Here is a 23,486-nt window from a genome sequence, read left to right as displayed (position 1 = left end):
GTCATGAAGCGTTTTATCAGCCGACCTGCAGAGTTTCTTGCTTATCATTTGAACTCTTGGCAAAAATTAATGCATGACCATAAGATTTTGGAAGCCGCCCGCAATCGAACCTTAGCCATGGGCGGAATTTTCTTATTAGCATTTACCGTCATCGGTATACGCCTAGTTGACGTCATGATCTTACAAGGACATTCTCCTGAAACTGACTCAACAATTACCCGCGTGGAGCAGCTGTTATCAAAGCGGGCGGACATTATTGACCGTAATGGTGAAATACTGGCTACCCACTTGGTAACAGGTTCTGTCTATGCAAATCCAAAGGTTATTATTAACCCGGAAGAGGCTGCTCTTAAAATCCATAAGGTTATTCCCGAATTAAGCTATGAGACTTTATTGAAACGACTCAAATCTGAGCGTGGCTTTATTTGGATTGTTCGCCATATCTCCCCTAGGCTTCAAAATGAGATCAATAATTTAGGGATACCCGGTGTATACCTGCAAAGGGATGAACGGCGGGTGTATCCGCATGGTAATCTGGTCTCTCATGTCTTGGGGTACTGTGGTATTGATAACAATGGTTTAGGTGGCGTTGAGCAATACTTTGATGCGCGGCTTCGTAAAGATCCGGCGACGCCACTGCAGCTATCAATTGACATGCGCGTCCAGCACTTGGTGCGTGAAGAATTAGCCCAAGCCATTCAAACATTCTCGGCTGAGGGGGCGAATTGCATCGTAATGACCGGTGAAGGAGAAATCTTGGCGATGGTCTCCTTACCAGACTTTGATCCGAATTTACCGAATCAAAATTCTATTGAGGCTACCTTTAATCGGAATACCTTAGGCGTTTATGAGTGTGGTTCAACGTTTAAGATTTTTAACACCGCCATTGCTCTCGATAGTGGTCGCGCTAAAATTAATAGTATTTATGATGCTTCCACTCCTATAAAAGTTGGGTCTAAATCAATTACTGACTTTAAGGGGAAAAACCGTCCTTTAGAAGTCCGCGAAGTCTTTATCTATTCCTCCAATATAGGTTCTGCCAAGATGGCGCTCGATTTTGGAAGTCGTATCCAACGGGAATACTTCCAGAAATTGGGGTTATTGAAAACCCCGAAATTAGAGCTTCCTGAAATTGCCGCCCCGATGCTGCCTCAACAATGGTCTGAAGTTGCTACCATGACACTGTCATATGGCTATGGCATTGCCATCAGCCCAATAATGTTAGTGGAAGCTGTACGGGCGGTTATTAAGGGCTATCGCAAATATCCCGCGACTGTCCTTAAGCGTGTTGACGATGCGGCCTTAATTGCGCCTGAAGAGCACCGTATTGTATCTGATAAAACAGCAGCTGCTATTCGTGAATTAATGAGGCTCGTTGTCACCGAAGGAACAGCTAAAAAAGCTGACATTCCTGGCTATGAAGTGATTGGCAAAACGGGTACGGCCCACAAGAACCAAGGTAAGCGTGGCTATAACACCGACCGGATTACCTCATTTGTCGGCGCCTTTCCAAAAGATAATCCGCAATATATTGTGGCCGTATTTCTAGATAGTCCCAAGCCAACAAAGGAGACCTATGGTTATGCGACTGGAGGATGGAATGCCGCCCCGACAGCTGGAAAGATTATTGCACGTTTAGCATCACTAATGGGCGTGCAACCTACAGAAAATAGTGCTATAAGTGATGATTATGGCCTCATTCCCATTCGTCATACCCTTACGGACAGCTATGAAGATTAATGATATACTGCCTCATGTTTCTAATAATTCTACAGGTTTGCTAGATTTCAAGACGATTACCAATGATTCTCGCGTCATTACCGCAGGTGATGTATTCTTTGCCATTCCCTGTGATACAGTGGTGGAGCATATACGGTCATCCATCAAAAAGGGGGCAGTGGCCATTGTGCTAGACGCCTCCATTCATGATCAGATTGCCAAGGATTACCCCTCCCAAGTATTTTTACCGGTCAAGAATGTCCGGGAGGCGTTTTCTACCGCGGCTTCTCATTTATATCCACACCAGCCCACGTGTATATATGCGGTAACGGGGACAAATGGTAAAAGTTCAGTGATGACTTTTGTCCATCAGATTTTAGCGCAACTGGGCCGGCGCACGGCCAGTTTTGGGACCATTGGCCTAGAAGTCAGCGCTGATGCTCAAGTAGCCCCTTTTATTGCTATGCCAAAGCTAACAACACCTGATGCTTTATCTATGCACAAGTTACTGCATCAGTTAACCCAGCAGAGCATTACCGATTTCATTTTCGAGGCGTCAAGTCATGGGTTAGATCAATACCGTCTGCATCAAGTGCGGGTTAAAAGTGCTGGCTTTACCAATTTGACCCAAGATCACTTAGATTACCATAGCAACATGGAAGCCTATTTTAATGCCAAGGTTAGGCTCTTTACTGAGGTCTTAGAAGTAGAGGGAACAGCTACTGTCAATGTTGGCTGTCCTTATGGTAAATCATTAGCATTAATGTTGCGCCAGAAAGGTATCTCAGTTATTACCTATGCTGTGGGCACGACCGCAGATTTAGCGGCTTCGAAAATACATCTTGAATCAGGCCGGATTAAATTTAACATTGCCTATGGCGAGAAGGATTATGGCCAGCATGAAATAGCAATAGCGGGAATTTTTCAGGTTGAAAATATTCTCTGTGCCCTGGGAATGGTGATGGGCATGGGATATCCCCTGGAAGATGTTCTAAAAACTCTACCCTATATTAAAAGTGCGCGTGGCCGCATGGAATTAGTTGGGCTTAAATCGGGCGCAGCAGCTGTGTATGTGGATTATGCCCATACGCCTGACGCTTTAATGCGGGCACTTCAGGCTTTAAGATTGCATGTCAAAGACGGCCATAAGCTGCATATGGTATTTGGCTGTGGCGGCAATAGAGATGCTCTCAAGCGCCCGCTAATGGGCAAAATTGCCAATGATTTTGCTGATGTTATTATTGTGACCGATGATAATCCTCGGTTTGAAGATCCTTCTTTTATTCGAGCGCAAATCCTGGCCAATTGTTCACGCGGACAGGATGTTGGCGATCGAGTAAAAGCAATTGAACAGGCCATAGCACAACTGAGTCCTGGAGATATCCTGCTTATTGCTGGAAAGGGCCATGAAACTGGCCAGATCATTAAGGATGAGGTTATCCCCTTTGATGATGTCCAGGTCGCTGCTTCAGCTTTACAAAAATATGAAGCTGCTAACAAATTATCTACCTTGTCTGTCAAGAGATGAGAATGCTTGAAAAATCGACTGGAAATGAGTAGTTTTGTAGGGGAGATCCACATAGATCCCATCTACATATCTACGAAAAAATCTTACTTTTAAAGGCTACGACTATGCTTATTCATAATCCGTCTCACCATCATCATCATGATGGTTGCTGTGATCACGATCATGACGATGAAGAGGTTGATGCAACGACAATTATTCTTCACGGCCTTGAAGGCTTTGAAGGAATGCGTGCAGCAGGCAAGCTTGCGGCACAAACATTAGATTATATAGCTCCCTTCGTTAAAATTGGCGTCACCACCGAAGAATTAGACAAGCTTTGTCATGATTACATCCTTCAGCATGGCGCTATTCCGGCACCATTGGGCTATCGTGGCTATCCCAAGTCTATCTGTACTTCTATTAACCATGTAGTCTGTCATGGTATTCCAGGCTCCCGTAAATTAATGGATGGCGATATCCTTAATATTGACGTTACCGTCATCCTTAATGGTTGGTATGGGGATACCAGCCGTATGTTTTCTGTCGGTAAAGTCGGGCTGCGAGCTCGTAAGCTCATCGATGCTACCTATGAAGCAATGATGCGCGGCATTGAAGTGGTGCGTCCTGGGGCCACTCTAGGTGATATCGGCCATGTGATTCAAACTTATGCTGAAAAACAAGGATTTTCTGTGGTGCGGGATTTTTGTGGCCATGGGATTGGTCAGATTTTTCATTGTGCACCCAATGTGTTACATTACGGCAAGCCTGGTCAGGGATTAGAGTTAAAAGAGGGAATGTTTTTTACCATTGAACCAATGATTAACGCTGGGAATTGGCAAGTGAAGCTTTTGGAAGATGGGTGGACAGCGGTAACCCGAGACAAATCCCTATCTGCCCAATTTGAGCATTCAATTGCGGTGACCAAGGATGGTTATGAAATCTTTACCCTCTCCGGAAACTAAGGCTAAGCCTCATTATCAAGGGCATCGGCAACGGCTGAAAGATAGATTTGCCAGTGCCGGTGCAGCTGCCTTTGCTGATTACGAATTGTTAGAATTATTTCTCTTTCAAATTGTCCCACGCACTGATACTAAACCTCTTGCGAAAGCATTATTGGAAAAGTTTGGCTGCCTTTCGGCTATTTTTGGAGCGCCCGATCATTTGCTTAAAGATGTAAAAGGGGTGGGTGACTCTGTCATTCATGCTTTTAAACTTCATCATGCCCTCTATAGCCGAGCCTTACAAAAAGAGATTCATGGTAAATGTGTTTTACAAAGTTGGCAGCAAGTAATCGATTATTGTGGCTTCACTATGTCCGATGAAATGCGCGAGCAATTAAGAGTCCTTTACTTAGATCAGAAAAATCAGATTATATGTGATGAGATTCAGCAGACTGGAACTGTTAATCACACCCCTATTTATCCGCGCGAGGTCATGAAGCGTGGCTTTGAAGTTGGCGCTTCTGCTTTGATTTTAGTACATAATCACCCCTCAGGTGATCCGACGCCTTCTCGCGATGATATTGACCTAACCTTAAAAATTCAACGCATTGGCACCGATTTAGGCATTAAACTGCATGACCATATCATCATTGGCAAGGGAAAGCATTGTTCCTTCAAAGCCTTAGGGATTATTTAGAAGACCTTCTTTGTTTTGGCTTTTTTAGCTCTTTTCTTCCCGGCATCATTTGAAGGTATTTAAAGCAAGCTGGGTAATGGTTTTTTCGGGTCGGTTCCTTTATAAATCTGAGAACTTATAAACAAACCATTACTCTTACTTATATAAGGTGCTGTCCTTCTTGGAGGACAAATAATTTAATCTCGACACTACCAAAAAGAATTATATCTCTTTTATTTATAACCTTGAACTTTGTTAAATAAGGCCCATATAAGAATAAATTCCCTAAGTATAAAATTCTGCTATTATAATCATTTTAGGAGACGTCTATGCCTTTTCTAAGAACCTTGCTGGCCCTATCTTTTACTGTATTTTATTGCAAAGGTATGGAGCCTCCTAAGGAAGATAAAGCTAGTAACTGTCAAATTGGTGGAAACCAGCCAAATTTAACAGTTGCAGAAGCTAAAGATTTAATGCAGAAGATTATTAATCTGGATGAAAAGCGATCACCATTCCTTATAGCTGGTTTATGCAGAAAATTATACAAAAGCGATCTTCTTATTCCATATGAGGAGAATATTCTTTATAAATACATGATATCACTTAAATGGATTAACTTGCATTTTACAGAAACCTTAGACAAGCGAGAAAAGGTCTGTGAGCTTTATGAAGAACTTCTTGATTTCCTTCCCCGTTTCCTACCACAGCACAATAAATCCGTACAAGGATTAAAAGAAAGCACACAATTTCTGTTTGATAGCTGTGTGAAGGATTTTGGCAGTGCGCTTCATATTTATTTAGAACAATTATGGGATCAGAAGAATTACCAGGAAGCTGTAAGGTTCCTAGAGTCTCATCAATCTCGCTATGGCCAGCAATACTTGAAAAGAATTACCCAGACGGCCTACCTAATCTCCCCTATTTATACTCGATACACGCAAACTTTAATGGAAGAGGGGAAAAATCAAGAAGCCATAGCTTCTTGCCGTAAGGCTCTCAAGTTTTGTATTGATAGAAGTCAGCTTCCTTTAATATCTTTAAATTTTTTATATTCTTATGAGAAACTTATTGAAGAAGAACTCAATCAAAGTCAGCCAGATTTAGAAAAGATTACAGGCTATTACCGGAAAGCTTTAAAGGCCGGTAAGCACGGCTATAAAGTACGTCCTTCTGATAGAGATTTATCCCAATTCCTTTTAGAAACTTATGAATTCTTTATAGGATTTCTATTTAATACTTCTCAGAGTTTGCAACAGGTTGGAAAAATAATTGATGAATACGAGCACGAAGCTAAGACAGCAGTCACTATACATCCCTACTTAAAAGGACACATTGTTAATGCCTGTTTATTTAGAGCCGCTATGCTCGTCGTCAATAATGCTCCTAATCAAGCTATAAGACTTATCAAGAAGAGTAGGGCTATGCTGACTGAAAAAGAAGTTACTACAATAATTAATATTGTCTCGCTTTATGATCATGCTGCACAAGCATATTATCGCCTGGGTAATTATGCTAAGGCAAGGCAAGCTTGTCTAGATGCTTTTGCAATGATTACTCTATTAAAAGATGAAGTGGAGGCTGAGGCATTAAAGGTTAAGCTAGCTTTTACTTTACACGATTTAAAGGAATTTAAAGAGTTGTCAGCCATTTTAGAGGATATTATTAAAACAGCAACTTTTAAGGATAAACCGGAACTGATATCTTATTTTAAGCAATGGTTATTCTCAACATATGTAAATCTTGCGTTGCAAGGTGAAGGGGCTCAAAGATATGAGTGCCTGCTACAGATGTTAATTGCTACTGAAGAACAAGATGCTTCTACCTCCTTTTTAATCTCATATCTTAGAGCCCGAGTCGCTTTTGAGGAAGACGATGAAGTTAAAGCAGCGTCCCATATCGAAGCAATTAAGTCTTCTACCGTACAAACAGTGGAAGATGAGATTGATTTATCGCCATCTGAGGAAGAACCAACCAGCAGTATGGTTGGCAGAGCAGAGGAAGACTCGGAAAAATTAACGCCCCCTCTTAAGAACCATGACCAATTTAATATCAAAGCGTACTTTTCGAAAAAATGGACTAAACTTGGAGTAAATGTTTTCGCTCCAACTGCTAAAGATCAGGAGAAGGGTAAGGAAGAAGCTGACGACATAGAGGCGCCAGTGGAGATCAAACGTACTGCTCATTTCAAGACCTTTGAGGATTTGTGGAGTAAGAAGTGTCAGATCCCCTTAAGGAAAATTGAGGCCATGCTTGCAGCTTTGGGGGTTGAGATTAGTGGCTCCTTGGATGGCTCAAAGCGTGAGTATATTAAAGGTAAGTTTCGTATAACTATGGATGCAGTCCATCATGGCCCAACCCAGCAAGGTCGCCAGCAGCTTTTCCGTAATTTCCTTGAACAAGCCCATCTATCGCCAGGCAATGTAATATTGAGAGGCCAAGGTAAAGAGCGAACTGAGAAAGCAAGGGGGAAGGGCTGATAAGTGTCTTTATCAATAATATTATTGGAGAGGCAAAGCTTTTCAAGGTAACTATAAAACTTTAATTAAAACAAGGAATCCCTATTAAGTTAGGTCAGGGGGGATCTGACTAATTAATAGGGATTAAACTGAACTATATCATTCCTTTTCTTTTACGGTAGCGTAAAATTTTTGCAAAAACTTAACTATAAAAAAGATTCTATTTGAGGTTTATTTATGGAAAAGATTAAAAATAATTGATTACCATGAGCACATTAAATTCCACTAAAAAGAAATCTTTTGCTCTTATTCAGATTGGCGCTTTTCTCGAATATTTTGATCTTTATCTTTATATTCATATGGCTGTCCTTCTAAATGATCTATTTTTTCCCAAAACAGATCCCTATACCGCCTCGTTGTTGGCTGCTTTTACCTTTTCTTCAACCTATATCCTCCGTCCTATTGGGGCGCTGGTATTTGGCTATTTAGGGGATAATTATGGTCGTAAATCGACAATTATCATCACCACTTCATTGATGGCATTTTGTTCGTTTATGATTGCCTCATTGCCAACTTATGAAAAAATTGGCATCACTGCCTCAATTGTGATGATTTTATGTCGGATGCTGCAGGGATTCTCATCAATCGGTGAATTTATCGGCGCTCTAACGTATGTGGCCGAGTCTACTAAGCCGCCTCATTCCTATTTTTATACCAGCCTTGTCGCGTTTTTTACAGGATTAGGCAGTACCTTCGCCTTACTGGTTGGTTCTGTTTTTCTGATGATTGATCAAGCAGAGGGATGGCGGACCGCTTTCTTTTTTGGTGCAGCGATTGCTGTTGTCGGTTCCGTGGCCAGGACTCAGTTAAGAGAGACGCCGGAATTCTTACAGGAAAAGAAGCAAAAGTTAGATCAGCCCCCTAAACTGAGAGAGTTATTGCCCAATACCCAGACCAAAAAATATTTTCTATGTTACTTGGGGGTAGAATGCTTGCGCCCGCTTTACTTCTATTTCAGCTTTATCTACTTAGGCCAGTTTTTACGCAATAACTTTGGCTATAGTGCCGCCGAAGTCATCCAACATAATCTTTTTATCTCGGCAGTGGAAGCTTTGGCAATCTTGATGTATGGTCGTTTGGCATTGAAGGTTTACCCGTTAAACATTTTAAAAGTCCGGGGTTTATTATTTTTAGCTTTCGCTCTGTTCTTACCAACACTTATTGGCAATGCAGCTAATCCTTTCCAATTATTTTTGATACAGTGTGGCTTATTAGTCTTAGGTGAGGGGGTCACCCCTGCACATGCGCTTTTCTTAAAAGCATTTCCTACTATTGGGCGCTATACTCAAGCAGCTCTAGCCTATGCCACCTCCCGTATCGTCACCACAGTCCTTACCTCCTATGGTTGTGTATTTATCGGAGAATATCTTGGCATAGAGGGAATTACCGGTTTCTTGATTCTGGCGATCCTTATACATTTGACATCAATCTATCAATTCAGTAAGCATCATGCGGTTGAATCCCAGTCTTCCGCCCCTCTGAGAAGAGTAGCATAACAAACTGCTCCTTTCCCAGCTTGACTCAGGACGGATATCGCCGTAGCAGATTGTGCGCGGTATAGAAAGAGACAAAATAGCCAAAGGATATAAGCGAACGAATCGGTAACATGACCTCATTTTAAGAGGGGGGGATTTATTAGGTAAGCTATCATTCCCTTTGAATTCTAGGAAGTTCACTGTGAAGAAAAGCAAACTGCTCTTGCCGCTGGTGATGAATGCTTCTGGAATAGGTGGTGCGCCGTTACATGCCTTGTAGAAAGCGGCCTATGAAAATTAATTAGAGTTTTATAAGGGTGGCCCGTTGTCTAAGAGGACAAGCTTTCAAGGGCAGCTCTGTTTAAGGAGTTACTTTATTTATCATACTTGCTTTTAGATGATTGGGGTGGATGTGAGACATATTCATCTGAAGTATAAAGGTTTATTTTACCCGCACTGCCCGAAAATAGACCAGAGCCATCTTTCATAGCATTAGGTTCCGGAAGAGACTCTGGCTGGTAGGGACCAGAACATGCTGTTAAAATAAACGGAAGGATCAATAAGAATTTAGAATTTAACACGGGTACCTGCCACAATAACAATAGCGTCTTTATAAGAACTCAAAGGTTGCTGGAACGTGTATTGACGTGCCACGAAATAAACTTCAGTGCCTGCAGAATCAAAATTCTGAACAATTGTAAGAGCATAGCTTTTAGCTTTTTCATTGTTGCTGATGTAGTAATCTGTTTCACCCAAAGCATTGGCGCGTGAGTAACCAAAATCAATGGCAAAAGCTGTATTACCGCAATTAATAAATTTAGCCTGATATCCTGCTTTAACAAACCAGAAGGTAGCGTCCCTACGTTTTAGGTAGCGTTGAACGGTAGAAGATAGCGCTGTTTTGATTTTATAATGTTCAATACCACCGGCCGCGCCAAAGCTGAAACCCGCATTATAGATGCCAAAAGATCCATTATAAGTATGGCGGCGTCTTGATTGGGTGATCGTGCCGTTTGTAGCTGTTGTAAAGGGTTGATAAGCGTGGGCCACTGCAACACCGACTTTCGTTTTACCAAAGGTAGCAGCATACTTTATGCTCTGGTCAGATTGATCAGTGTTCGTATGGGTGAAGCCCAAAACTAAACCACCCATGGACGGAGAATCATACCGAATGCGGTTGGCCCGTTGAAGGCCATCCATGTTACGAAAGGCATCCGAAGCAACTCTTTGGCTGGCAGCAGTATGACGGGTTTTGTTATAAAATCTGAAGCCCCCTAAGTTATTACCCCCTTCTGAAGCATTACTGACAACGGAGGTTCCCGAAAAGTCCACTTCAGAGGTTCCATCGCTCGAGGTATGGCCTTTACCGACATATAGGGTTCCAAACTTTTCGTGTTTAAAGACTCCTTCGATCCGACGGTTACGTATTGTCGGGGCAGTATCGGCGAATGTTGATCCGACAGCGGCGTTGCCAATATCTACATCTGAGGCAAAAGATTGAACCGCATCAGAAAGTTCTGTTTCAACAACAGCCTGTACTTGAAACTGCGGATTAATATGTGCCGTTCCAGTCATATTAAAGCGGCTCGAGCTAGCTGTGGCATCTAAATGTTCTAAGCGCTTCCTTTTACCATTGGTACGATAAGCCGCTAGACGGTTAATCTGGCCACTTAAAGCAACTGAACTTTTTGGATTGCCTGAGGCGACGAAGGGTTTAGGAAGTTTCCCTGCAGCAAGATCTTTTTTATTGACGAGCACTGCAGCAGTTTCTAGTTTTCTAACTCTTTCTTCAAGATCAGAGACCTTATTGTGGCTTCCAAAGCCTGACGGGTGAGCCCTTGACGGGGAAGCGTGAGCTTTTGGACTAGAAGCTCTAGGTTTGGCTTTCTTTGCCTTTAACACTTTACTCTTGTGTTGAACTGGCCTGGCTTTCTTTTTGCATTTTTTTGCTTCTGCGGCAAAAGGTACGCAGATGGTAGCTGTAATTAGGAGATATTTAATAAATTTACTCATAAAAAACGCCAGGTAAAACGCATATATATATAAATTTATTAAAAATTACCCAATTTAGCAAATCTATTAAAAAATAGTTAACGTGAATTCTTTCGATAAAAATTCGAAAACAGCTAAAAGACCCATTGCTTCGCCTCCTTCCGGCTTGCCAGGAGCCGAGGCGAGATTCCAAGCCATATGATCGATATGCAGCCAATCAATAGAGGGAGTAATAAATTTTTCTAGAAACAAGGCCGCCGTTATCGCCCCACCATAGGAGGACTTTCCCGTGCTACTTAAATCCGCAACAGAGGACTTTAAATATTTCTCATAAGGTCTATGGAGAGGCATTAACCATAAGGGATCATTAATTTGATTAGCACAGCTCAGTAATTTATTGGCAATATCTAAGTTATTACTGAATAAAGCCGGTAATTCCGTTCCTAAAGCTATCCGTGCCGCACCGGTTAAAGTGGCAAAGTCAATAATAAGATGGGGGGTGTCCTGGCAAGCCTCATATAAAGCATCAGCTAGAATAAGTCGCCCTTCCGCATCAGTATTACCGACTTCAACGGTTAAACCCTTGCGCGTTCGGATAATGTCAAGAGGATGCATCGCATTGCTACTGATTGCATTTTCAACGGCAGGGATCAGTAAGCGTAGGTGTAAAGGAAGATTCAACCTTATAATCATACAGGCTAAGGCGAGAGCGTGAGCGGCGCCACCCATATCTTTTTTCATAGTCAACATAGCCGCAGAAGGCTTAATATCTAATCCTCCGGAATCAAAACATACGCCTTTACCGACAATTGTAACTGTTCTCAATGGATTAGGATGGGACCAACGAATGTCAATTAACCGCGGGGCGACCGCAGCTGCCTGTCCGACCGTGTGAATGGCTGGAAATTCTTTCTCTAAGGTTTCGCCAGTTACTATTGTGCACGTAGCACCGTTCTCAGCGGCAACATTGCTGGCTATCTCCGCTAACTTTGCGGGGGTCAAAGCGTTGGCAGGCATATTAATTAGATCTCTGACTAGGGCGATCGCTTCATACGCAACGGTTACCCATTGCTGATCTACAGATTCAGGCCATACCAATTGCGCCTTAACAGCAGCATCATTCTCTTTATAATGGGTAAATTGATAAGAAGACAATGCCCAAGCCAAACACGCTTGCTGTTTATCTAAGTCACCCCAATCCGCAACTGTATAGACGCCTTGTGGTAGTTGCTGGGCAATTCTAGCAAACTGGCCCGTTGACCCATCACTGCCGTAGAGGACCTCTTTTATCTGTCCGTTTTCGCTGGGTATTGAGAGCATTTGGCCTGGAACCGCTGTAAATTGATGCTGCTGAATCCAAGTCTGGACCCACTCAGGTTTGCTATTAAAGATATCCTCTAGAATTTTAGGGGTACATAGAACCAGATTAATTGCAGCGGCTGAGGCAGAAGTAAATAAATTTTCTAGCATTTCCATGGACTAATATAAGAAATTTTATATTATTGTGAAGCTCCTTTAAGAGTTTGTCATGTGTTTTATAGATGCTTAGAGAATTTCTAGTAAATTTTAATTCTAGGCGTGGCTGGCCTGGATCCCCTCATTTCCTGCCTCTTCACCATTTACGCCAGTGCTACCCAAAATGTTATTAAGAAACCAGATCGAGGGCCCTAAAGAGGCGAAACAAAATAAAAATAGCACAGGCCAGGAAATCTCGTCTGCTAACCAACCCGCTAAGGCGGAGGTTCCCACACGGCATAGAGATCCGAAAGAATAGAGTAAGGTAAAGTGAGAGGCGGTATGGGGCTGACAGCAGAAACCGGATAAAAGGGCAATAAATATGGTTGAAGTCATCCCTGAGCATAAGCTCTCAGATCCAACTGTGATCATTAAAATATAGGGATCATAGCCACTAAAACTTTGAATGGTAAACATTAAGGCACACGATGCCTGCAAAGAGGCACACATGACTGCAGCTTGATAGATGCCCAGACGTTGCACCATGATCCCACCTAGCAGTCCACCGACAACCATTAAGGTAATCCCGAAGACTTTGGAAACGTTAGCAAATTCAACCTTGCTGAAGCCAAGATCACACAGAAACGGGGCGCTCATCGAATTTAAAACCGTATCGGTCATTTTGAAAAAAAAGATGAAGCCAAGAATCAACCATAATTTATCTTTATGGCCGAATTGGTTAAGTGGCAAAATGAAGTAAGACCCTAAACGTTTGAAAAAATTCTGTTGTCGTTTAGAAAAGTCAGTTTTCACCAGGTTACTTGATGCGGGTTCAGGGATAATAAATGTTAGTCCAATTGAGAAAAAGCTTAAGATAGCCATAATATGATAGGCCGCTTGCCACGACAGAATATGGGCAAGATAAAGAGCGCCGGCGCCGGAAACCAACATGCCGAAGCGAAAGCCAATGGTCTCAAAGGCAGCAGCTGTCCCACAGTTCTGAGTGGAAATTGTCTCAATGCGATAAGCATCGATAATTATGTCTTGTGTCGCCGAGAAGAAGGCCACAAGAGTAGCGGTAAATCCCAGAATGATCAGGCTCTTAGTCGGACTACACAGGCCCATGGTAAAAAGGCTGAGGGTTAGCAATACTTGGGAGATCAGCAACCAAGAGCGGCGCTTGCCCATTCGTGGTGTTAAAAAGGGAATAGTGATATGATCCAGGAGTGGAGCCCAAGCAAATTTAAAACTGTAGGGCAAGCTGACAGCCATAAAAAGGCCAATAGCCGTGTTACTGGCCCCCTGTTCGGCTAGCCAATAGCTGAGGGTGGATAAAGTTAAGAGAAAGGGTAGCCCACTCACAAAACCGAGAGCAAGTATACGTATAATAGTCGTATCTACGGATTTTAGCATTGTTGCGATCATGTTATTTGGGAGAAGTTTATTTATTCTAATCAAGATAACCTAGCTGGACGCTTGTGAAAACAATTATACAACCTTTATCATAAGACTCCTAAGAAAAAGTAAACAGATGCTTATTTTACTAGGGGCAAATCTTCCCAGCGGGTCGTATAGGCCGGTGACACCCTTTGCTTGCGATCCTTCCAGTGAAGATTAAGGCCGCACGAGCCATGCACAATGGTACTCTTGCCAAAGCGATGGTTAATACTATCCATTGCTTTACTTAGATTAAGCGTTTTTTCTTCCTGTTGAGGGGTTAACGACGATGTAAAGAGGTCAAGTTGGATAGTGTCTAATGCACTGAAATCCATCAACATGACGCCGGCCTTATAATATTTATAGCCTGGCTCAAAAATTTGCTCCAGGATTTTACAGGCGGCGGTGGTCAAAGATAGGTTATCATAGACCGGAAAGGGAAGAGTGAGGGAGCCGGTGCGATATACCTGGGGATCTTGAGGACGAAATTTGTTGGTCCGCAAGTAGACCATTAAGGTGCGGGTCCGTTGCTGGGTTTTCCGTAATTTTTCGCCTGCTCGGGACGCGTAACCAGCGATGACTTGCTTTAATTCTTCTAAGGTGCTTATGGCGGTGGCAAAGCTTCGAGTTACTTGAATAGATTTCTTATTAGCAGCGACTTCCTCAATGTGGCGGCAAGGGATACCATGAAGCTCCATCCATAATCTTTCTCCGGTAACGGTATACTTTTGGCGCATCCAAGCTCGATCCACTTGGTATAGATCCCAAGCTGTGCGAATTCTGAGCCTTAATAAAGATTCAGTAATCTTGCGGCCGATTCCCCAGATTTCATTGACAGGAAGGTCCATTAAGGCGCTAATGACATCGGATTCGCTTTGCAGTAGACACACACCCTTATAAAGGGCATCCTTTTTCGCATAATAATTGGCTATTTTAGCCAAAGTTTTAGTCGACGCTATTCCCAGACTTGTCGGAATGCCAATATGTTGCTCGACTGTATGGCGTATTTTTTGGCCAAAGAGGATAATGTCCTCAATGCCAGCCAAGTCTAGAAATGCTTCATCAACTGAATAAATTTCAAGAGAAGGTACCAAGTTACCCAGGGTGTGCATCACCCGTACTGAAAGATCGCCGTATAATGAGAAGTTTGATGAAAAGAGAGTAATATTATGCTGCTCTACTAAGTGTTTAATCTTAAATAAAGGGACTCCCATTGGGATGCCCAGTGCTTTTACCTCATTAGAGCGAGCAATGACACAGCCGTCATTATTGGATAAAACAATGACGGGTTTATTCTTTAAATCGGGGCGAAAGACGCGCTCGCACGATACAAAAAAATTATTGCAGTCAATTAAGCCGATCATCTTAAACGCGGTGGATGACGGTGGTCACCACCCCCCAGATACTGAAATCCATGTCAGATGCAATAATCAGAGGCTGGTAATCCGGATTTTCGGGGACGAGAATATATTGATTATTGGCAATCTTTAAGCGCTTTACCGTAAGCTCGCCGGCCACAACAGCGATGACAATATTACCATTTTTGGGTGGCAGCGAACGGTCAACAATCAGAATATCATCCGCATATATGCCAGCATTAATCATAGAATTGCCGGTAGCGCGGACAAAAAAGGTAGCCGAGGGATGCTTGATGAGATGCTCATTTAAATCTAGGGACGTTTCCACATAATCATCGGCGGGCGAAGGAAAGCCGGCCTGAATGCGACTGGCATAAAGCGGTAAGCTTGAAAAGGCGGTTGGTTCTTGGTAAGACGCAATAATCTCAGCAGTCATTTTAACGCTTTTATCCATCCTTAAGCTTAAGTTTTTTCAGGAACCCATTCTTTTTCAACTGCATCTAGAGTTTTTGTCGCAATTCCTTGGCGTACAGCAGCTAATAATCGGTTCATAAAGTTAACATTATGTAGCGTAATTAGAGTATACGCCAACAGTTCTTGGGCTTTCAATAAATGATGTAAATAAGCCTTGCTATAATTCTGACAACTGTGACAAGTGCAATCAGGCTCAATGGGGCTATAATCTTGCTTATATTGACTATTGGTCAGAACAATATGTTCGCGGTTGGGCTTAGGGTTATGGCAGGGGCGCACTAAGGCTCCCCCATGACGCGCCAGGCGGGTGGGGTGGACACAATCAAAGGTGTCAATACCATGGCGAACGCCATTAAAGATGTCTTGGACACCACCGATGCCGAGCAGGTGAACCGGCCGATCTTCGCGTAGATTTTCCATCGTCATTGCGACCACATCATACATCTGTGATTTACTAGCGCCCAATGAGCCACCCACGGCATGACCGAAAAAATCTTGATTATTAACAAACTCGCATGCTTCTAGGCGTAAATCCTCGTAAACACCACCTTGCAGGATGCCGTATAATTTTTGTGTTCCATCATCATGACGGCGGAACTCTTCTAAACTACGAATTGCCCAACGGTGACTCATATGCATTGAGCGCGTTGTATAACGTTTATCCACATGGAAGGGCGTGCATTCATCTAATACCACTACAAAGTCAGGTCCTAATTCCCGCTGTACTTGAACAGAACGTTCCGGCGTTAACAGATAGGTTTGACCATTGATATAGGATTTAAATTTTGCGCCCTCTTCAGTAATTTTGAGCATGGTACGCGGACGGGAAGAGGTGCGGCGCCCTTTAATTTCTTCAGCCACAGAACCGTGACCTAGGCTGAAGATTTGAAAGCCGCCAGAATCGGTGAGCATGGGGCCACGCCAGCCCATAAATCGGTGCAACCCGCCTGCCTTTTGAATAATCTCAGACCCTGGCTGCAGCATAAGGTGATAGGTGTTGGATAAGATAAATTGTGTGCCTTCGGCTTTCATCTGCTCTGGAGTAACTCCCTTAATGGCCGCCTTAGTGGCACAAAAAATAAAGGCTGGCGTTTCGACAGTACCGTGCGGGGTCTCAAGACGACCAAGGCGGGCCCGTTGGTGGGGATCAGGGCGATGATATGTAAAGCTAAATTTGCTCATTCTTATTTTTAAACCAATAACTTAAGTATAGAACAGGGGTTGATACAAGGGCAATTAAAATGCGCGCAATATAAGTTCCTAGGATATAGGTAAAGATTAATGTTTGCAAGGAAACTGGTTGAGGTGCCAAAAGCACCCATGCCAACATGCTAAAGATTATATTATCGACAAAGGCTCCCACGAGGGTTGATAAGCTGGTTCTTAACCATAAATGGCGATGGTTTGTATAATTACTGATGGCATTGAAAATTTGGATATCAATGAATAAGCTGATGACAAAAGAAATCAGGCTGGCCAGCACCAGACGCGGTGAGGGTAAAAACAGGATTTCCAGGGCTGATTGCACCGAATCATGGGGAAGGGGGGCATGCCCTAAGGTCAAAACCATCAGAATCGTCACAATAATTTGGCTGGAAAAGCTCAGCCAGATGCTCCGCTGTGCCGCCTGTTTGCCATAATGTTCAGTGATGATATCGCTGACCAGAAATATGGTCGCAAAGGTAATTGTCCCTAAAGCTACCGGCTCCGGCGACAGGGAAAACTGTGATGCTTTCAGGACCTGAATATTGGCAAGAATGGTGGCAATAATATTATAGGCATACAAGCCCTGCAGTCCTAACGTTCTCAATAAAACAAGAATTATAAAGACACTGCTAAGAAACAAATACAGGGAGACGAGCTCAACACTCGATCCCTGCAACCATAAGATTAAATTAGCAACGTAGGTAGTATCCATGGGTCTTAATATAAATCAGAAGAATTAAATTCTAAAGCATGGAGTTAGCAGCTTTACAGGTTTTAAATCCAGCACTGGGTCAAGGGAGACCAGGCTATGATAAACGCTGGATAAAGCTGCGAGCCCGCTCGGACTTTGGTGCTGAGAAAAATTCTTGGGCGGTGGTATCTTCTAAGACCTTACCTTGCTCGAGGAAAAGGACTCGATCCGCAATCATACGGCATATTTTTAATTCATGGGTAGCCATAATAACGATACGCTCAGGCGACTTGAGGGTGCTAATTAATTTTGCCACATCCTCAACCATTTCAGGGTCAAGAGCAGACGTCGGCTCATCAAATAATAGGATCCGGGGCTCCATCATTAAAGCACGGGCGATGGCCACTCTTTGTCTTTGCCCCCCCGATAATAAGTGGGGCTGCATGTTTGCTTTGTCTTCGAGGCCAAATTGCTTCAACATCTCCATGGCTTTGGGATGACACGTTAAATCAGTCATCAACTCTAACTTTTCAGGGGAATAGCATAAGTTTTCAAGCACCGTCATATGCGGAAAGAGGTGAAATTGCTGAAAAACCATACCAATCTCTGTGGGCTTTAGGCTTTGGATTGCCCGACCCTGCATGGTAATACAGCCGGGATCAGTGGGCTCGAGGCGGGCAATGCAGCGCATAAGCGAGGTCTTGCCACTGCCCGAAGGTCCTAGCAGAGCAGTAATTTCACCGGCATTAAAGCTGCAATTAATGTGATCTAGAATCTGACTTCCATTGGCCGTAAGCGTTAAATTAGAAATCTTAAGCATAAGCTAACCTCTTTTCCAGGCGTTTTGCCAACCAAGCAATAAACATTACAATTATATAATAGCATGCCGCGGCTAAGATTAAAGGCTCAAAATATAAATACTTCTCGCTGGCTACTTTTTGTGCTTGCCGTAACAGGTCAGCTTCTCCAATGGTGGAAATGAGAGAGGATTCTTTAAGGAGATCAATCATTTCGTTAACGAGAGCCGGTAACGTATTGCGAATCGCTTGGGGCATAATAATGCCAAAAATCGTCTGGCGGCGACTAAGGCCAAGCATTTGGGCTGCTTCCCACTGGCCTTTATCCACCGACTGGATGCCGGCGCGAATAATTTCTGACGAATAAGCTGCTGAGTTTAACGCAAAAGTTAAAATTCCTGCCTCAAAGGCCGAAATGGTATAGCCCGTTAATTGTGGCGTTGCGTAATAAATCAGCCCTAATTGGACTAATAACGGTGTGCCACGAAAAAGCGAAGTATAAGCGCTTGCCAGGCTACGGATCACTGGCTTGAAGCTCAGCTTAGCTACCGCCAGGCCAATGCCTAAAGGTAATCCACACAGCAGCGATAATAGAGTGAATTTAAGGGTAACTGTTAATCCTTCTAAAATCACCGGGATAGAGGGGATAATTGCTTCAAAGTTAAGATGCATAACGGTTTCCTTCATTCAGTAGGCTAGGGCCAGATCACTACTCAAATCTCTACTTCTCTTCAAGACTTAGGAAAAGAGTAGCGCTCTACCATTGCTTATTGAAGCCACTCTTGAGTAATTTTCTCTAAACTGCCATCAGCTTTCATGGCTGCGAGCGCTTGATCAAGCTTATCTTTAAGAGGCGACCCTTTAGGCAGGGCAATGGCCAGCTCTGTTTCTGACCCATCAACAGGAATAACCTTGAGGGTAGGTTGTTCTATCAGCAAACGTTTTGCTTCAGTGCTTCCCATAAGAATGCCAACTATTCTCTTCGATTTTAAATCTTGGATCAAGTCTGGAACTTTAGGGAGCCCCTTAATGACCAACTCAGGATTTTTCGGTTTTAGCTCTTGGGTTGCATACATTTCATATATAGAACCGGTTTGCAGACCAACGGTCTGGCCTTTTAACTCATTGGCTGTAGCAATGAGAGCGTCTGCTGTGCATACTAAAGAAATGGACCCTGCATAGTAGGGGGCGGTAAAATCAACAGCCTGTTTCCGCTCTTCCGTAGCGGTGATCGAAGAAATTGAGGCATCAATACGTTTGCTTTGAAGAGCACCAATAATCCCATCAAAGTTCATATCCTTAAATTCGACGTCAACACCAATGCGTTGTGCTAAAGCCTCCATTAAGGCAACATCAAATCCAACAATCTTGCCATCCTTAAAATATTCAAAAGGAGGGTAATCTGCTGATAAGCCAACAATAATTTTGTTAGCCGCCGAGGAAGCAGGAGTTTCCTCTTTTTTACAGCCAATCAGTAAAAGAGCGGCGCCAATAATCGGTAAAATTCTTTTCATCTTTCTGCCTTTATAGTCGATGGATGTCTAGCAACTTTCTCCCTAGCTGTCGGAAAAAGACTATCGAAGAAATTGCTAGATAAAGTATTTCTATTATAAATAGATTAATCTAGGGGGTGGAATGGTTTCTGTTCATTTGCAACGGCAACGTTGCTTCGTCGGTGTTGATGAATATAGTCTAATGTCTTTGCTAAGACAGGCGTAATTCCTTGTTTGGTGACACCGCTGATAACATAAAGATTCTCATGATGGACAACAGATTTAAGCTGCTCTAATTTCTCGGCTAATTCTTCGTCCGTCAGGGCATCACATTTGTTTAAGGCGACAATTTCTGGCTTGTCTTCCAGACCATAGCCATAGGCTTCTAATTCACCGCGAATTGTGGTGTAGGCGTGCGCTACATCCTCCTGGGTACCATCAATGAGATGCAGGATAACGCCACAGCGCTCCACATGCCCGAGGAAGCGTGTTCCCAGACCCGCTCCTTGATGAGCGTTTTCGATAAGGCCGGGCAAATCTGCCAAGGTAAATTCTTCCTCATGAATATAGACGACCCCTAATTGTGGCGCCAATGTAGTAAAAGGATAATCAGCGACTTTAGCTTTGGCTCGTGAAACCGCAGACAAGAACGTAGATTTGCCTGCGTTCGGTAATCCGACCAGCCCGGCGTCAGCGATGAGCTTCAAGCGCATCCATACCCAGTGCTCAGTTCCTTCCCAACCCGGAATAGTCTTACGTGGTGCTTGGTTGGTCGCTGTTTTAAAATGAGCATTGCCAAAGCCACCATCGCCGCCCCGGGCTAAGGTATACCGTTGGCCTGGTTCCACCATGTCAACGATAAGGGTTTCTTTGTCATCATCCAGAATTTGGGTGCCCACAGGAACTTTTAAAATTAAATCTTCACCATCAGCGCCAGTGCGGTTGCGGCCTGAGCCGCCTTGGCCATTGGGAGCGCGAAAATGTTGCTGATAACGGTAATCGATAAGGGTATTTAAATTATCAGCCGCCTCAATGATAATGTCGCCGCCGCGGCCACCATTACCGCCATCGGGACCACCAAATTCAATAAATTTCTCGCGTCGGAAACTGCAGCATCCATTACCGCCGTTACCACTTTTAACATAAATCTTGACTTGATCGAGAAACTTCATAACTTTTATCTTCTTGTTTTAGCTATTATTTAAAACCTTATCGGCCTTGCATCGTCGCGGTATTGCCTTAAGAACACTTGCCAACTTAGCAATCACAGTTAACCGGCCCAAAAGCGGGCAAGAGGATCAGCTATCCAGTGGCTGATTTAAGGATTTTCAGGCCTCCTACACTATGTGGTATTTTAGCGAAGATTATCAAGTTTTTTTTGACAAACAAGGAACCAGTCTACACTAAAAGGCTGAGGTTAGCATTTAAAGAAGGGACCTCTGTTTAACTTCAATTCTGAACTCAGAGCACCTTAGGTAACAGTTAACCTCTTCTAATTCTGCTCTGAGGAAGAAACCTCAGCAATCTCTTGGATGGAGTATAATACTCTCTTAGGAGGTAAAGCAGCTTGTTCGCTCCTATGATCTATCTCTTGTGAGATAGAAACGAGGATTTTCTCTCCTTCCAAGTTTTCAAGCCACGATGTGGAAATGCCCAGAGAGAGGAGCGATGTATTAACCTTTATGGCGTTTGCTAGTACTTTTATCGCTTCTAGGTAGACCTTAGCATCTGAAAAGCGGTTAAGAGATCTTAAATTAAGGTGAGTGAGAGTTTTATTAGTGCTTATCGTATTAGTAAATGCTGTAATGCTTCTGTCTTCAGAGTTATTGAAAGCTAAGTCTAAAGAAGTCAATTTACTGTTAATAGCTACGGCGGCTGCAATTTCTTGCAGGCCATCCTCCCCAATCTCAGTAAACATTAATTTTAACTCTTGTAAAGGGGGCGAAAGCTGTATTGCTTGCGCAAGCCCTGAAGCTCCCTTATATCCTATAGAGTTGTGGTTTAAATTTAATTTCGTTAAGCTTGAATTGCTCCTTAAGGATGCAGAAATTGACATAATCCCCTCACCTGTAAGCCCGCACCTCCCTAATTCTAAAGCTTTTATTGTTGCGTTATTCTGGATCAGCATAGCAAGCGCCTCTGCTCCTTGATTGTTTATCTTGTTACGGCTCAAGTCTAATAGTGTAAGGTGTTTATTAGTTACCAACGCTGTTACTAATGCTTCTACGCCCTGGGGACTAATCTCATTATGCTCCAAAGTAAGCGATACAAGAGAGTGATTAGTTGTTAGCATTTCAGCTATTGCCATAACTCCGCTATCTCCGAGCTTATTGGTCTTCAGAGTCAAAGAAGTAAGCTTTTGAAAAGCTGCTACATTAATATTATTAGGCGCATTAAAGTTAATTGGTGTTCTAAAAATTCTTAGGGAGCGTAATTTCTCATGAGTACTTATCTTACCGCTTAACACACATAATGCTTCAGCTGCGTCCATGCATACATCCTCTATTGTTAAAGATATAAGATGAGGAGGAAGGTTGAAGGCTTTCTGGAGTGTCTCTGTCTCAGGCGTGTCATATATCTTAACTTCTAACTGCGACATATAAGGCAATACCTCTTGTATTTGCATGTTAGTCTCTATATTTATTGTCTGTGTACAGCTCTTGAGGGCTTGCCGGACTTTCTGTTGCGTCCGATCGCGGCTAATTTCGGAAAGGCCATCTAACCCCTTCCATAAGTCCTTCATTTCCGGGATTGACCATAGCGGTTGCATTGAAGGTCTCGTAAGCTGCAAGGTGATGTTATCGCAACTGAGCAGTTCTATAGCTTTTTTCACCTTATTATAATGGATGGGAGCGGGAATATTAATCTGCAAACCGCCGATGGCTTTAAGGCGATCTAATTGTTCCTTATTCGGATGAAATTGTAGCTTTACATGGCGTAGTTTGAAGCAAGGGGAGATCTGTAAATAGCTCTCTAAGTCCTGACAATTTTTTATTACTGTTTGATGAGTTTTACTAAGAATATCTAGACGTACCTTTTCAAAATCTTGATAGACAGCAGGGAGGCTCTGTAGATTTGACTCAGGAACATACTCAAGAATTCTTACTAATATCTCTGGCGACAAGATCTCCCTAATAGGCGAGGGAGGAGGGGAATTATCCTCCATACTGTTAGATGTTGAGAAAATCAATAAGGCACCAGCTAGAACTTTCAAGATTGTCATGATTATTATCTTTCCTGAGCAGGTCACAATTAAAATAGGTTATAGTTAATCGTTTGCAATAATTCAATAGATTTAGGGGTAGGATAAATGCCCAAGCAATAGATCTGCGGGCAAAAGGATTTATTTGAGGGGGAATTTGAGTGCAGTTTTTATACTCTGCTAATTAATAACCGTGCTCAATAATAAATTGTAAGCTTTTGTTTCGCCCTTGCCTTCAAACAAGTTAAATAAGGAGTAAAAGGATAACATTAATGGAACAGGAAAGTGCTCATCAAAGATTTACCGCTTTAATAAGAATCTTGCTATTCCACAGATGTTTTCCTAAGGTGGCTTTAACGATGCAGCGTAAGCCACTGAAAACTTACTATAACTTCTAAAATTATGATTTAAATTTACATTGAAAATTTGGGGATAAAAGCCATATAAAGCTAAGAGGAATAACAAGAATATAGAATAAAAGGCGCACTCTGCGTAAATTTACCATGAAAAAAAGTTATCTTTCGGCTTTTATAAGCGTTTTATTTTG

The 23,486-nt window shown here is 42.8% G+C and carries 18 protein-coding genes; 6 read left to right on the top strand and 12 right to left on the bottom strand.

The window, feature by feature from the left end:
* Positions 1 to 3 precede the first annotated feature (3 nt).
* The 6 genes from HMO_RS0102610 to HMO_RS13515 all read left to right on the top strand — a co-directional run bounded on the left by HMO_RS0102610 (position 4) and on the right by HMO_RS13515 (position 8,855).
* Entirely contained in the window at positions 4 to 1,740 is a 1,737-nt protein-coding gene (locus HMO_RS0102610; RefSeq protein ID WP_010298396.1) for a peptidoglycan D,D-transpeptidase FtsI family protein, read from the top strand.
* Entirely contained in the window at positions 1,730 to 3,247 is a 1,518-nt protein-coding gene (locus HMO_RS13520; RefSeq protein ID WP_010298395.1) for a UDP-N-acetylmuramoyl-L-alanyl-D-glutamate--2,6-diaminopimelate ligase, read from the top strand. Before HMO_RS0102610 ends, HMO_RS13520 begins: the two co-directional genes overlap by 11 nt.
* A 224-nt stretch (positions 3,248 to 3,471) precedes the next feature.
* Positions 3,472 to 4,188 carry a type I methionyl aminopeptidase gene (map, locus tag HMO_RS0102600; protein WP_052571982.1) on the top strand — a complete coding sequence of 239 codons (717 nt, stop codon included), beginning with the start codon at positions 3,472 to 3,474 and terminating at the stop codon, positions 4,186 to 4,188.
* Positions 4,160 to 4,864: a RadC family protein gene (gene radC, locus HMO_RS0102595; RefSeq protein WP_010298386.1), complete on the top strand. Its 705-nt coding sequence runs from the start codon at positions 4,160 to 4,162 to the stop codon at positions 4,862 to 4,864. The genes map and radC overlap by 29 nt, the downstream gene beginning before the upstream one ends.
* Positions 4,865 to 5,172: 308 nt before the next feature.
* Complete coding sequence (locus tag HMO_RS0102590; RefSeq protein ID WP_010298383.1) at positions 5,173 to 7,320, top strand: hypothetical protein; 2,148 nt, start codon at positions 5,173 to 5,175, stop codon at positions 7,318 to 7,320.
* A gap of 245 nt (positions 7,321 to 7,565) precedes the next feature.
* Positions 7,566 to 8,855 (top strand): MFS transporter, encoded by a 1,290-nt coding sequence (locus tag HMO_RS13515; protein ID WP_010298381.1) that lies wholly within the window; start codon positions 7,566 to 7,568, stop codon positions 8,853 to 8,855.
* A gap of 546 nt (positions 8,856 to 9,401) precedes the next feature.
* Here the strand turns inward: HMO_RS13515 and HMO_RS0102575 are convergent.
* The 12 genes from HMO_RS0102575 to HMO_RS0102520 form a co-directional block, all read right to left on the bottom strand.
* On the bottom strand, positions 9,402 to 10,847 hold the full coding sequence (locus HMO_RS0102575) for a porin (protein WP_010298377.1): 1,446 nt from the start codon (positions 10,845 to 10,847) through the stop codon (positions 9,402 to 9,404).
* Between the two features lie 66 nt (positions 10,848 to 10,913).
* On the bottom strand, positions 10,914 to 12,296 hold the full coding sequence (locus HMO_RS0102570) for a M17 family metallopeptidase (protein WP_029448244.1): 1,383 nt from the start codon (positions 12,294 to 12,296) through the stop codon (positions 10,914 to 10,916).
* Between the two features lie 102 nt (positions 12,297 to 12,398).
* Positions 12,399 to 13,694, bottom strand: coding sequence for an AmpG family muropeptide MFS transporter (locus HMO_RS13510; protein ID WP_010298372.1), 1,296 nt, complete (start codon positions 13,692 to 13,694; stop codon positions 12,399 to 12,401).
* Between the two features lie 122 nt (positions 13,695 to 13,816).
* The gene (locus tag HMO_RS0102560; RefSeq protein ID WP_010298370.1) at positions 13,817 to 15,082 is read right to left on the bottom strand and encodes a Y-family DNA polymerase; all 1,266 of its coding nucleotides are present in this window, start codon (positions 15,080 to 15,082) and stop codon (positions 13,817 to 13,819) included.
* Between the two features lies 1 nt (position 15,083).
* Positions 15,084 to 15,512, bottom strand: coding sequence for a LexA family protein (locus tag HMO_RS0102555; RefSeq protein WP_010298367.1), 429 nt, complete (start codon positions 15,510 to 15,512; stop codon positions 15,084 to 15,086).
* A gap of 26 nt (positions 15,513 to 15,538) precedes the next feature.
* The gene (tgt, locus tag HMO_RS0102550) at positions 15,539 to 16,732 is read right to left on the bottom strand and encodes a tRNA guanosine(34) transglycosylase Tgt (RefSeq protein WP_010298363.1); all 1,194 of its coding nucleotides are present in this window, start codon (positions 16,730 to 16,732) and stop codon (positions 15,539 to 15,541) included.
* Complete coding sequence (locus tag HMO_RS0102545) at positions 16,719 to 17,468, bottom strand: queuosine precursor transporter (protein WP_010298362.1); 750 nt, start codon at positions 17,466 to 17,468, stop codon at positions 16,719 to 16,721. Before HMO_RS0102545 ends, tgt begins: the two co-directional genes overlap by 14 nt.
* A 94-nt stretch (positions 17,469 to 17,562) precedes the next feature.
* Positions 17,563 to 18,267 (bottom strand): amino acid ABC transporter ATP-binding protein, encoded by a 705-nt coding sequence (locus HMO_RS0102540; protein ID WP_010298360.1) that lies wholly within the window; start codon positions 18,265 to 18,267, stop codon positions 17,563 to 17,565.
* Positions 18,260 to 18,916, bottom strand: a complete 657-nt coding sequence (locus tag HMO_RS0102535; protein WP_010298359.1) for an amino acid ABC transporter permease — start codon at positions 18,914 to 18,916, stop codon at positions 18,260 to 18,262. Before HMO_RS0102535 ends, HMO_RS0102540 begins: the two co-directional genes overlap by 8 nt.
* 95 nt (positions 18,917 to 19,011) lie before the next feature.
* The gene (locus HMO_RS0102530) at positions 19,012 to 19,758 is read right to left on the bottom strand and encodes an ABC transporter substrate-binding protein (RefSeq protein ID WP_010298358.1); all 747 of its coding nucleotides are present in this window, start codon (positions 19,756 to 19,758) and stop codon (positions 19,012 to 19,014) included.
* Positions 19,759 to 19,862: 104 nt separating this feature from the next.
* A complete protein-coding gene (obgE, locus tag HMO_RS0102525; RefSeq protein ID WP_010298357.1) occupies positions 19,863 to 20,909 on the bottom strand; it encodes a GTPase ObgE in 1,047 nt (348 codons plus the stop codon).
* Between the two features lie 320 nt (positions 20,910 to 21,229).
* Positions 21,230 to 22,960, bottom strand: a complete 1,731-nt coding sequence (locus HMO_RS0102520; RefSeq protein ID WP_010298355.1) for a leucine-rich repeat domain-containing protein — start codon at positions 22,958 to 22,960, stop codon at positions 21,230 to 21,232.
* Between the last annotated feature and the right edge of the window lie 526 nt (positions 22,961 to 23,486).

The sequence above is a fragment of the Candidatus Odyssella thessalonicensis L13 genome (assembly GCF_000190415.1).
Lineage (GTDB): Bacteria > Pseudomonadota > Alphaproteobacteria > Paracaedibacterales > Paracaedibacteraceae > Paracaedibacter > Paracaedibacter thessalonicensis.
The sequence above is the reverse complement of the archived record's forward strand: the minus strand, read 5'-3'. Positions and strand labels throughout refer to the sequence as shown.

Coding starts and splice junctions, on each gene's coding strand:
- HMO_RS0102610 (WP_010298396.1), top strand. CDS start 4: ATGAAGCGTTTTATCAGCCGACCTGCAGAGTTTCTTGCTTATCATTTG.
- HMO_RS13520 (WP_010298395.1), top strand. CDS start 1,730: ATGAAGATTAATGATATACTGCCTCATGTTTCTAATAATTCTACAGGT.
- map (WP_052571982.1), top strand. CDS start 3,472: ATGCGTGCAGCAGGCAAGCTTGCGGCACAAACATTAGATTATATAGCT.
- radC (WP_010298386.1), top strand. CDS start 4,160: ATGAAATCTTTACCCTCTCCGGAAACTAAGGCTAAGCCTCATTATCAA.
- HMO_RS0102590 (WP_010298383.1), top strand. CDS start 5,173: ATGCCTTTTCTAAGAACCTTGCTGGCCCTATCTTTTACTGTATTTTAT.
- HMO_RS13515 (WP_010298381.1), top strand. CDS start 7,566: ATGAGCACATTAAATTCCACTAAAAAGAAATCTTTTGCTCTTATTCAG.
- HMO_RS0102575 (WP_010298377.1), bottom strand. CDS start 10,847: ATGAGTAAATTTATTAAATATCTCCTAATTACAGCTACCATCTGCGTA.
- HMO_RS0102570 (WP_029448244.1), bottom strand. CDS start 12,296: ATGCTAGAAAATTTATTTACTTCTGCCTCAGCCGCTGCAATTAATCTG.
- HMO_RS13510 (WP_010298372.1), bottom strand. CDS start 13,694: ATGCTAAAATCCGTAGATACGACTATTATACGTATACTTGCTCTCGGT.
- HMO_RS0102560 (WP_010298370.1), bottom strand. CDS start 15,082: ATGATCGGCTTAATTGACTGCAATAATTTTTTTGTATCGTGCGAGCGC.
- HMO_RS0102555 (WP_010298367.1), bottom strand. CDS start 15,512: ATGACTGCTGAGATTATTGCGTCTTACCAAGAACCAACCGCCTTTTCA.
- tgt (WP_010298363.1), bottom strand. CDS start 16,732: ATGAGCAAATTTAGCTTTACATATCATCGCCCTGATCCCCACCAACGG.
- HMO_RS0102545 (WP_010298362.1), bottom strand. CDS start 17,468: ATGGATACTACCTACGTTGCTAATTTAATCTTATGGTTGCAGGGATCG.
- HMO_RS0102540 (WP_010298360.1), bottom strand. CDS start 18,267: ATGCTTAAGATTTCTAATTTAACGCTTACGGCCAATGGAAGTCAGATT.
- HMO_RS0102535 (WP_010298359.1), bottom strand. CDS start 18,916: ATGCATCTTAACTTTGAAGCAATTATCCCCTCTATCCCGGTGATTTTA.
- HMO_RS0102530 (WP_010298358.1), bottom strand. CDS start 19,758: ATGAAAAGAATTTTACCGATTATTGGCGCCGCTCTTTTACTGATTGGC.
- obgE (WP_010298357.1), bottom strand. CDS start 20,909: ATGAAGTTTCTCGATCAAGTCAAGATTTATGTTAAAAGTGGTAACGGC.
- HMO_RS0102520 (WP_010298355.1), bottom strand. CDS start 22,960: ATGACAATCTTGAAAGTTCTAGCTGGTGCCTTATTGATTTTCTCAACA.